We start from the raw sequence: 10,871 nt of genomic DNA, 5'->3' as shown, positions 1-10,871 counted from the left end.
CTTAAATATTGGAAGAAAGGTAGTCGGAGAGGCCGCCTTTAGCGGGAATCCGATAGAGAGGTTCGTAGTTAACCCAGTACGGGTCAAAGCGTACAAAGCTAATTCTAGATGCAATATTTGCGTACAGAATTAGTAACTATAGCTAGGGAGTTTTTGCCAGCACTGTCGCCTCCATCTCAGTTATGGAGAGCTTGTTCGCTGATGGCGGCTGGCGATCGCAGAAAGGTATGTTCTTCCCCCTGTTGTGAATGCTAGACAAGGGCGGCTTTGTCGATACTAAACATCTGGTGAGGTTTTGCAGAGCGGAATTATCCACCCTATTCCGTTAATCCTTCAGTGTGTTTAACCGATGCTAGAATGCACCAAGAGACTCGGTTATTCTAGACAAGCTAAAACCCACTTTTCTTGGCAATTGAGTTAAAACGTCATCGGGTAAGGTTTTAAACTGTTGCCTGATCTCAACAAGCAATTTAAATGCGCGGGCAGCTTAACTGCCATAAATCGGTTTGTTAACGAAGCCAATAAACTATAGCGGTAATAATACTCAGAATTACCACGGTCTTACGCAGATAACTAGGAGAGATAATTCTAGCTAGTTTTCCCCCCAATAAACCCCCAATTAAAGAGCCAATTGCTACCACTATCGCTGCCGACCAATATACGTGATTAGAAAAGAGAAAAAACCAAGATGCTGCCACATTAACCACCAAAGAAAGCAACTGTTTTAAAGCATTTAATCTCGTGAGATTATCCTTGAGAAATAAGCCCAAAATTGCCAACTCAATCACCCCTAAACCCGCGCCGAAATAACCACCATAAATTGAAGCGAGAGCGATGGGTAAAACCGCCCAAATTTCTGGTATATTGCCATTTTTGTCCCCCTGTCGCCGCTGCAGCCAAGAGCGTAAAGTGTCTTGAAAAGCCAATAAAGCCGCTGCTAAAAGAATCAGAAAAGGAATCAGACGGTCAAACACTTGATCGCTGCTATTTAACAGCAAAATACCACCGATAATGCCGCCAATAACTGCCGATGGTAGTAATAACCGAATCCGTTTTTGTTGCCCGTGCAGGTCTTTTTTTTGGGCGAGGGTTGCCCCCAGATGACCGGGGCATAAAGCGACGGTATTAGTCACATTTGCCATCACCGGTGGGATACCCACCGCCATCAGCGTCGGAAAAGTAATCAGACTACCGCCACCGGCAAGAGCATTAATTAAGCCGGCAGCCACGGCAGCGATTGCCAAGAAGCCATACTGAATAGGCGTGAGCATTTAGGGGTTAGGGATAGTAATTAGGGCTAAATCAATTTTTTCCTCGTCAACTTGCTTAATTTCGGCTCTAATTCCTGGTCCAAAGTATCTTTCGATTTTTTCTTGTTTTGCCAGCCACTTTTCTAGGGGTAAAAGGGGCGATTCAAATTCTAGGGTGAAACAATAGGCGGAATCAACAGCAGTTTCACGAATTGCCACTAAAGTCGGTCTTTCCTCGTCCGTGGGGCTTAATCCCAGCTTTTCTAGGGCTTCATCCAGATGCACTTCCTGTCCGTAGCGATAGCGGGTGACATCGTTGCGAAGTTTGGTTTGGGTGACAGTAGCCTGTTGTTGGCGCAATTGCAAGATTTCGGGGCTAGTGGGTTGACTGAAGGGTATCGGTTTGATTTCTGAAGCTTTTAGGGCTAAACCTCCCAATAATAACGGTAATCCGTAGAAAAACCCCGCTAAATTGACCGTGGCGTTACCTTGGGCATAACCGATAATGCCGATAACCGTTAAAATACTGCCTAAAATTAAGCCAAAGTATGATAGTCTAATTTTTCTGAGCATGAAATAATTTTTTTCTTGAGTACGCTAATCCTTTAGAGATTATACAACTCAAGAGAATCTTTTTTGCAGAGGGGCAGTGGGGAGATTTTTCAGTTATTAGCTACTGAAGGCAATTAGTGCCTATTGCCGATGTACTCGCAATTTCTCAATTAATTGAGATAATTTCTGGTCAGAAGCGGCAGTAATAAAGTCTAATTTAAACTTTTGTCCCTGACTGAGATATTCTGCGTAACTAGACAGAAGAAAAGGACGAAACTTGTCATTATCAGCAATATAAACTTCAAAAAAAGAGACCAATAAAGCCCCCGCATAATCCTCGATTAAATTTTGATTGGGTAAAGTGATATCGACCACAGACTCTAGGGTTTTTTGCATTCCTGCATCCAATTCCGTAAAATTTACATGAGCTTGTCCCTCCACCATGGCCAGATATTTATCTGGCGTTTTTAACCAAGTAAAAGGAATGGCCTGTTCAAAAATCGGATTAGCTGCCGGGTCATAACTTCCAGAACCCAAGAGGACAGGAATCGAGATTTTACTTAAACCTTTTTCCCCAAAAATACTGCGGTTAACGGGATTAGCTGCAAAGACAGCCGCCACTCGTTCATCACGAAAATTATAGACCTGTCTAGGCAATTCTAGGGCGCGACATTCCAGTATAATAGCGATATTAATCCCGGAGTAAGGAAGATTACAATCTTGGGCGAGATTATCAAAATCAATTTGTGCGCCGGCAACAGCTAGAGATGTATAACCTCCAAAGGAATGACCCGCTACTCCCACATTAGTGAGGTCAAGTTGACCTTGAAATTGACTAGGATTACGTCTTGCTAATTCATCGATGACAAAGCTAATATCTTTGGGTCGATTAATAAACTCATTGCCATCAAAAATATTGCGATAATACCCCCCTAACATTCCTTGCAGGTACTGGGTATCACTGCCGGGGTGTTGCGGTGCCGCTACTAAAAATCCGTAGGAAGCTAGATGTTCAATTGCTTGGGCATAATCTTCCGGTCGCGAGGCTAATCCGTGGGAAAAAATAATTACAGGTGTTTTGCCTTCTCGGAAAGTTTGCGGGATATAAACATTGACATATAAACTGCGATTGCGACTGCTATCTATTAGGTTCCAAACTTCTTTTTTTACCTGAAAGCTACCGCGCTGACGCAGATCGGGTAAACTGGTATAATTAATCGGTGGTTTAACGGCAGCGGCTTCCTCGGCTGTCCAGAGGCGCATATCTTTAATAAATATTTCCGCCACATAAACTGCATAATCGATGGTTTTAGCTAATCCGAGGATTTCTTCCCCCTGTAACTGGATATTATTGGGGAATTTTTTCAGCACATTTAAAAGGGTTAATCCCCCCGGCTCAAAAGCGGCACTAACAATCGCACCCCGCAGGGCATATTTACCATTAATTCCCCCTTCAATGGTGATGCCTTTGCCCAAACGAGAGAGCATATCAGCACCCATCACACTATTAAAAAAACGAGATAGTAAAATAGGATCGATGTCAATCTTTGTTAATAAAGCCTCACGAAACTTCTCTCTTGCTTCGGGAGGTGTTCTGGCAAGAAATCTTTTTAAATTAGCATCAATTTTTCCTTCTTTAGCAAAGGTTTCTAGGGATGCTACCGATACAGAAAAGACGAGGGGAGTATAGACAAATTCAATTTCTTCGGCGGCTTTTAGGGGTAAAGCGGTCATACCCGCAGCGAAAAGACCTAGGAGGAAAGCTCGCAGCCGGCGGCTGGGATTATTTCTGGGAAACCGATTTTGTAAACGCGGGATAATCATGAGATTTTTAGTTAGGGTAGATGACAGCAATTAAAGGAAAAAAAGTCGCACGACTATTGATGTCTAAGTTCAACAAACATCGATAAAGTGTCAAGGAAAGTAGAACCAAAAGGCATGAGCAAAACCTCGATAGATTAATTTGGGCAATTTTGATTCTAGATTATTGAGTATTTTCTGAACATATTACCTAGTATGGATTTTATATTAAAAATGTTTTTTTGTCAAGACACTGGTTATTAATAAAAAAAATAAATACATAAATTTAATAAGTGAAAGTGATATATTTGGCGATGAAAATAATCAGATAGGGTTTTTGACTGGGATAAATTGCTAATTATTACGAATATGAATATCTTGTTGCGGGAAGGGAATCTCGATACCCTGTTGAGTAAACCTATCAAGAATAGCACAATTAATATCACTAATGACTCGCTTTTTCCTGTTAACATCATCCAACCAGAACTTTAATTCAAAGTTTAAACTAGAATGATCAAAATTAAGAAAAAAGGCTACTGGTTCGGGGTTTTTAAGTATGTGAGGATGTTGATCAGCAATGTCTAGCAATAAATTCATCACCTGTTGGGCGTTAGAATTATAACCAACTCCGATAACAATTGAACAATAAATCAAGTTATCACTACCCGTATAGGTGGTGACATCCTCAGTAAAAAACTTTTGATTAGGGATAATTTTTTCAGAATTATCCGTGAGGATTTGCACTGTTGTCGCTCGAATACCTAGCTTTTTTACCTGAGAAGTTTGACCTTCAATATTAATGATATCACCGGGTTTGAGAACTTTTTCAAATAATAGTAAAATACCGCTAATAAAATTACTTACCACTTGCTGCATACCGAAACCAATACCCACCGATAAACCGCCGGTAATTGCCGCTATCGCCGTTGCATTAACTCCCACATAACCCAAGATGAGAATAAAGCCTAAGACAATGAAAAAATAACGTCCTAAAAGTAAAGTTGCTTCAATTTCACCCCGACTAGCTTGCTGATTTAAATTAGTAATACTCAGAATTATACTTTCTATAAGAATAACAATAATTACCAGAAAATAGGGAGCTATTATCAAAATAAATATGCTTCTGAATGTGATCGGACTATTAAATAAATTAAAGGGAGATACTTGAGCAATTTCCTTAATATTATTGTAGAAACTAATAATCGTTCTCAGGAGGAATAATAGCAATAAAGGTGCTAAAAGCCGCAAATGATAATATTTAATTGTCTTGACGGAAAACTTGGCGTATAATCCAGCTAATAAACCACGATAAACTAAATAAAACCACATTAATTTTATGGATAAACTAATCATTCCTCTTGTCCAGTTTTGACTGAAAAAAATTAGATAATTCAAGTCAAGTAAAATTAGGCTAATAACTGGAAAATTAAGAAACTCTATCAGGATGGCAAAATATTGACGGAGGGTTAACTTTTCATCACTATGGATCAAACTGGTAACGTGAGGAAATCTTTTTTCTAAGTAAGACCATAACCATTTTGATAATAACCAAGCAAGAATTAAAGACAGAAAAATGATCGTTAATTGACTTTGAACATTTCTGCGTCCTAAAAACAATAATTGGTTAGCAATTATTTCCGAAAGAGAGGGAATATTGTTGTTCATAATTAATTTATTTTCCTGACTTCCTGATCGAGATATGATTGAATATAAAGTGTCAGTTTTTGGGCTGCTGCTGAGGAAGATATTTCACCAGCGATCGCTCTTTCATACCAAAATTCTCCCTCTTCTAAAATTTTATTCAACTTTTCCCAATCATCCAGAGGAACTGCCACGGCATTGTGAGATTGTTGTAATAATACCGATTCGATCGGTAGTAATTTTCCTTCGATCTGTACCCGTCGATTAGTGGGAATAAAACTTTCTGTTTGGATGATTGCTTGTAATTGTTGTTCGGGATTAGAGAGAAATTTTCCTAAAGCTAACCCCAAACTATTTTCATTATCACTATTATTGCGATTAAATACCATCACCCGTGTATAGAGAATTGGTGCTGCTTTACCTTGAGTGTCTTGGGGAAGTAAAGCGACTCTGAGATCATCTTGGAGGCTGTTTTTTAAATCGGCAATTTCAATAGAATTACACACATAATAGGTTAAGCGGCCTCTAGCAAAGGCCTCGTGAAGTAATTCCCGTTGACGATTGAGGATAAAATTAGGCTGTGACGAGGCAAGTTTTAGCCATTCTAGCCATTTTGCCCAACCATCCAAGCGAGGTTGCAGCCTACCCTGATCATCCCACAAATAGCCGCCAAAAATTGCCATTCCCCAAAAAGTATCTTCAAAAGAGGAAACTATCCCCACAGAATAACCTTTGCGCGCACGTTCCACTAATCCCTCTAAACTGGTGGGAGGTTGCTTCAGCAGCGGATCGGTACTAACTTGTAATTTTTTTTGATTGTAACACAGTACATTAGTACGAGAACCTAAAGGAATGCCATAGATTTTTCCTTGATAGCTAACTTGTTTCAGCGTCGGGGGATAATAAATAGATAAATCTAGATTTTTCTGGTCAATTTCCTTCAGTACTCCTTGGGATACTAATCTGGGTATATTTCTCGAAAAAATTAGAATAACACTAGCACCCAATCCGCTTTGAGATTGTTTAAAAAAACGTTCGGGTATCTCATCGATAGGAATAGCTTTTTCGAGAATTGTCACTTGCGGATTTAATTTTTCAAACTCTTGCAAACCGAGACCTAGTATTTCAGTTAAATTGCCCTCTTCTGGATACCAAACCGAGAGAGTTCCTTGCAGTTGCTCCGATGATTGGTTAGGAAGATCACTAAAACAGGCATAAAGAAAAATTGGCATCAGGATAAAAAGCAGTAGGAGCGATATAATTCTCCTTATTTTTTTACTTCTCCAAACAGTTTTAACTCTGAGCCTTAGAAATTGCATCGCTCGTGATCCTTCAAAAATCTTGCCATATATTCATGATACATGAAAAGGTGAATAATAATCCTCATCAGAAAAATAATTAACATGATCTTTTGTCAGGAGCCACCAGTATAGCAACAATCGCAGTTAAAAATTTGTGCGAGTTAAGCTGCTGACATATCTAAATTACTGCTTAAAACAAAGGGAAAGAGCGAGTTTCATGGTTCATTTTCTAACAATCTAATACTCAGTTTAAATGGGTAACAGCCTAGGGAAACTGTGCTTAGGATGAGTAAAATTCCTGTTATTAATAATTATGTCATGATGAGGGAGTGATACCTGCATTAACTTTGCTGTATCAACCAAGACCCCATTTAAGCAATTTTTACTATATAATCATGGTATAAGAAACCTGCACCCCAAATATTGTATTTCAACCTAAACACCAAAGGAGTTAAATATGTATGACTGAACCTTTAAGCGCGATTGTGTTGGTAACGTTGGCAATCCAAGAGTTCATTAAATCAGGTACAGGAGATTTGGCCAAGCGTTTTACGGTCATTGAAACTATCACTAAAAATTTGGATGTGATTTTAGACGAAGATCCTCTTTTTGCTGAGGAGTTACGAATTTTAGGACAGGAAATTCAAGGAGGGGAAATCAGTCAAGTTGGTTTAGATGACTTGGAAGCGGGAGAACTAGATGCTGAAATTGATCAAACAGTGAAAGGAAAAACAACGACTAAAACAGAACAAATTGGTACAACAAGGGTAAGAGTTACAGGAAAAGCAACTATTAAAATTAAGCAAAAGATTGATTAGGAGACAAAAATGTTAGAAGATCAAGCCCAAGCACTCAAGTCTATTGTTAAAGAGGTTCTGCATGAGTTATTATTGCAAGAACGGGAAACTTTAACAGATGTAATTTATGAAGTAATAGAGGATATTGCTCTAGCCAAGGCAATAGAGGAAGGTCTTGACGATGAAAATGTCAGTCGAGAAGAAATTTTTGGGTTACATCGAGTAAGTTTATGACTACGAAGATTCGAGATGTCATTAAATTATTAGAAAAAGATGGCTGGTTTCTCGTTAATACAGTCGGTAGTCATCGCCAATATGAGCATCCAACAAAAAGGGGAAAGGTGACTGTTGCTGGCAAATTAAGTGATGATGTTCGTAAAGGAACTTTAGCTAGTATTCTTAAACAAGCAGGGTTAAAATGATCGACAAATATCTAATTGTTCTCGAAAAAAGTGAGACGGGATTTTCAGCTTATTCACCCGATGTATTGGGTTGTGTAGCAACAGGTGCGACTCTAGAAGAAACAACGGAGCAAATGCGATCAGCTTTGGCTTTGCATTTGGCAGATGTTGAAAACTTGCCCCAACCGCGAGGGATTGATGCCTATTTAGAAGCTTTGCGAGATTCGGAAGGAGAAGCATTTTTTCTAACTCATATTCCCATAGATCAAGTGTTAGTTAAACCTTAGTTTTATTAAGGAAAATGAACGACAAACTTGAGCAAACTGGAATTAAAGCTTTTACTTTAATCTGATCAAAGATCAAGTACAGGAACCAGAAGCCTGTTCCACAAGGTAGGCATTTTGTTATTTCACAGGCTATAATCTTATTAAAGATAAAACACAAGAACCAGAAGCCTGTTACACTATCTAACAATTAATTAAGTGCCATTTACTAGCAAGGAGTCGTACCATGGAACCTTTAACGCTATTGGCTACAGGAGTCACGATTATTTTAGGGGGAGCGTTGGCCCGTGTGGGGGAGCTTGTCTTAGATGGTTCCCTTGAAAAACTGACAAATTTAATCGCAGTCAAGTCTCCTGATACTTTAAAAAAGTTGCAATCGGCTAATCAAAATCCTGCTTTGTTATCTGAAACCATTGAGGTAATGGCGACTCTATTGAAAGACCCAGAAATACAAAAAGTTGCAGAACAAGTGTTTAAGGAAAATCAATCTAATCCTTACGTTATTAATATGATGAAAAATGTTGGAATTGTTAATCAAGGAACAATTCATAATCCGACTTTTAACTTCAACTGACCACAGCCGCCTGTAGGGGAGCAGGTCAAACAAAACCCGCACAATTTACCCAATAGTGGGGTCGAGAAATTTGTTGGACTTGATGAAGTTTTAAGCCAATTAGCAACCCAATTACAGGAAGCTAACCGCGTGGCGATTTCGACGTTGACGGGGATGAGTGGCGTTGGTAAATCGGAATTGGCGTTACAGTATAGTTGGCGGGAATGGCACAAAAAGACTTATTTAGGGGGGATTCTTTGGTTAAATGTAGCAGAAAGCGATCCCGGTTTGAGTATTTTAACTTTTGCTCAGATTCATTTAGGATTAATTTTACCGACGGAAGGGGAATTGGTAGAGCGGATTCGTTTTTGTTGGCATAATTGGTTCAAGAATGAGCAAGATCAAGCCTTAATTATTTTTGATGATGTGCGTCGCTATGAACAAATAAAAGACTATTTACCGCCTCAAGGAGAAAAGCAGTTTAAGGTGATTATTACGACTCGTAATGAACAGATTGCTCGTAATTTTAACCCGATTGATTTAGAAGTGTTAAGTCCTGATGCGGCGGTGGAGTTGTTAGCTGTCTTTTTACCCAAAGCGGTAGTAAATAACCCAGAAAAAGCCAGAGAATTAGTCAAATGGTTGGGGTATTTACCGTTAGGGATTGAGTTGGTGGGACGCTATGGACAGTATATGAGTTGTGAGTTAACAGAACTTTTAGAACAGTTACAGGCGCAAAAATTAAAGGATGAGAGTTTACAATTTCCCCAAAATGCTTTTATGACGGCTCAAAGGGGGGTAGCAGCAGCGTTTGAGTTGAGTTGGGGGGAGTTGAGTGCTAGTTCTCGCTTAATGGGGGAATGGCTCAGTTTGTTTGCAGAAAGTCGGATTAATGAAAAGTTAATTTTGTCTTTGTTTGAGGAGAGATCCCCCCACCCCCAACCCTTAAAAAGGGGAGCTATAGAGAGATATTTTCCGACATTTTCACGCTGGTTTGGTCTATCTAAATCGGTTTCCGCGTCTATTGATCCCCCTGATTTACCGATACCGACTAGGACTGATTTACGACATTTGGTAAATTTAAATTTGCTAAATGATGTTGATAGTCAGAACTATGAGTTGCATACTTTAATTCGGATGTATTTGCGCGATAAGTTAGAAGCATCGGCGTTTAAGGAGGAAGCAAAGCGAGCCTATTGTCAGGTGATGGTTGGGATTGCGAAAACTATTAAGAGGACTTTGACCTTAAAAGACATTGATAACTTGGAGCCGGATATTGAGCATCTAAAAGTTGTTGCAGAGGAATTAGATCAATGGTTAGATAATGAAGATTTAACTAGGCCTTTTACTGGCTTAGGTCGTTTTTATGAAGAGCAGGGACTTTATCAGCAAGCGGTTCTTTATTGTGAACGCTGTTTAACCCTGAGTGAGCAACGCTTAGGCAAAAATCATCGTGAAGTTGCTAAAAGTCTCAACAATCTGGCAAATCTTTATAAGTCTCAAGGGAAATACGCAAAAGCGGAACCTCTCTATTTGCGAGCGCTGGTGATTCGGGAAAAGCAATTAGGAGCAGAGCATCCTGATGTGGCCAGCAGTCTCAACAATCTGGCGGAACTTTATCGCGATCAAGGGAAATACGCAGAAGCGGAACCTCACTACAAGCGATCACTGGCAATTGTTGAAAAGCAATTAGTCGCAGAGCATTCTCTTGTGGCGACCATTCTCAACAATCTGGCGTTACTTTATAAGTCTCAAGGGAAATATACAGAAGCCGAATCTTTTATGGTGCTAGCGCTGACTATTGACGAAAAATTTTATGTAGAAAACCATCCTCATGTGGCGACCAGTCTCAACAATTTGGCAGAACTTTATCGCGGTCAAGGGAAATACGCAGAAGCCGAACCTCTCTTATTGCGAGCGCTGGCGATTAGGGAAAAGCAATTAGGAAAAGAGCATCCTGCTGTGGCGACCAGTTTCAACAATCTGGCGTTACTTTATAAATCTCAAGGGAAATACGCAGAAGCAGAACCTCTCTTTTTGCGATCACTGGCTATTGATGAAAAAGTTTATGGGGAAAACCATCCATACATTGCAAATGACATCGACAATCTGGCGTTACTTTATAAATCTCAAGGGAAATACGCAGAAGCCGAACCTCTCCATTTGCGCTCGCTGGCGATTACAGAAAAGCAATTAGGAAAAGAGCATCCTGATGTGGCGACCAGTCTCAACGGTCTGGCGAATCTTTATCACTCTCAAGGGAAATACGCAGAAGCAGAACCTCTCCATTTG

At 39.7% G+C, this 10,871-nt stretch carries 11 protein-coding genes and 1 pseudogene; 7 read left to right on the top strand and 5 right to left on the bottom strand.

Going from position 1 to position 10,871, the window contains the following annotated elements; translation table 11 throughout:
• Window positions 1–509: 509 nt before the first annotated feature.
• The 5 genes from IM496_RS11975 to IM496_RS11955 form a co-directional block, all read right to left on the bottom strand.
• Window positions 510–1,271, bottom strand: a complete 762-nt coding sequence (locus IM496_RS11975; RefSeq protein WP_194014074.1) for a sulfite exporter TauE/SafE family protein — start codon at window positions 1,269–1,271, stop codon at window positions 510–512.
• Entirely contained in the window at window positions 1,272–1,823 is a 552-nt protein-coding gene (locus tag IM496_RS11970) for a DUF2854 domain-containing protein (protein WP_110578123.1), read from the bottom strand.
• Between the two features lie 120 nt (window positions 1,824–1,943).
• Window positions 1,944–3,626: an alpha/beta hydrolase gene (locus tag IM496_RS11965; RefSeq protein ID WP_287662027.1), complete on the bottom strand. Its 1,683-nt coding sequence runs from the start codon at window positions 3,624–3,626 to the stop codon at window positions 1,944–1,946.
• A gap of 330 nt (window positions 3,627–3,956) precedes the next feature.
• Window positions 3,957–5,267, bottom strand: a complete 1,311-nt coding sequence (locus IM496_RS11960; protein WP_287662026.1) for a mechanosensitive ion channel family protein — start codon at window positions 5,265–5,267, stop codon at window positions 3,957–3,959.
• Window positions 5,268–5,269: 2 nt separating this feature from the next.
• On the bottom strand, window positions 5,270–6,562 hold the full coding sequence (locus IM496_RS11955) for a sugar ABC transporter substrate-binding protein (RefSeq protein WP_194014068.1): 1,293 nt from the start codon (window positions 6,560–6,562) through the stop codon (window positions 5,270–5,272).
• A gap of 443 nt (window positions 6,563–7,005) precedes the next feature.
• Between IM496_RS11955 and IM496_RS11950 the strand changes: the two genes are divergently transcribed.
• The 7 genes and pseudogenes from IM496_RS11950 to IM496_RS11920 form a co-directional block, all read left to right on the top strand.
• Window positions 7,006–7,362, top strand: coding sequence for a hypothetical protein (locus IM496_RS11950; RefSeq protein WP_287662025.1), 357 nt, complete (start codon window positions 7,006–7,008; stop codon window positions 7,360–7,362).
• Between the two features lie 9 nt (window positions 7,363–7,371).
• Entirely contained in the window at window positions 7,372–7,575 is a 204-nt protein-coding gene (locus tag IM496_RS11945; protein ID WP_104398158.1) for a hypothetical protein, read from the top strand.
• Complete coding sequence (locus IM496_RS11940) at window positions 7,572–7,763, top strand: type II toxin-antitoxin system HicA family toxin (RefSeq protein ID WP_002745088.1); 192 nt, start codon at window positions 7,572–7,574, stop codon at window positions 7,761–7,763. The genes IM496_RS11945 and IM496_RS11940 overlap by 4 nt, the downstream gene beginning before the upstream one ends.
• Entirely contained in the window at window positions 7,760–8,029 is a 270-nt protein-coding gene (locus IM496_RS11935; protein ID WP_002802104.1) for a type II toxin-antitoxin system HicB family antitoxin, read from the top strand. Before IM496_RS11940 ends, IM496_RS11935 begins: the two co-directional genes overlap by 4 nt.
• A 223-nt stretch (window positions 8,030–8,252) precedes the next feature.
• A complete protein-coding gene (locus tag IM496_RS11930) occupies window positions 8,253–8,600 on the top strand; it encodes a hypothetical protein (protein WP_287662024.1) in 348 nt (115 codons plus the stop codon).
• A 99-nt stretch (window positions 8,601–8,699) separates the two neighbouring features.
• A pseudogene (locus tag IM496_RS11925) lies at window positions 8,700–9,149 on the top strand (NB-ARC domain-containing protein); the annotation flags it as partial.
• Between the two features lie 123 nt (window positions 9,150–9,272).
• Window positions 9,273–10,871: tetratricopeptide repeat protein (locus tag IM496_RS11920; protein WP_502861838.1), on the top strand; the 1,599-nt coding region annotated here is incomplete at its 3' end.

The organism is Microcystis sp. M049S2, from assembly GCF_020245625.1.
Lineage (GTDB): Bacteria > Cyanobacteriota > Cyanobacteriia > Cyanobacteriales > Microcystaceae > Microcystis > Microcystis ichthyoblabe_A.
Note: the sequence above shows the minus strand (reverse complement) of the source record. Positions and strands in the feature narration are given on the sequence as shown.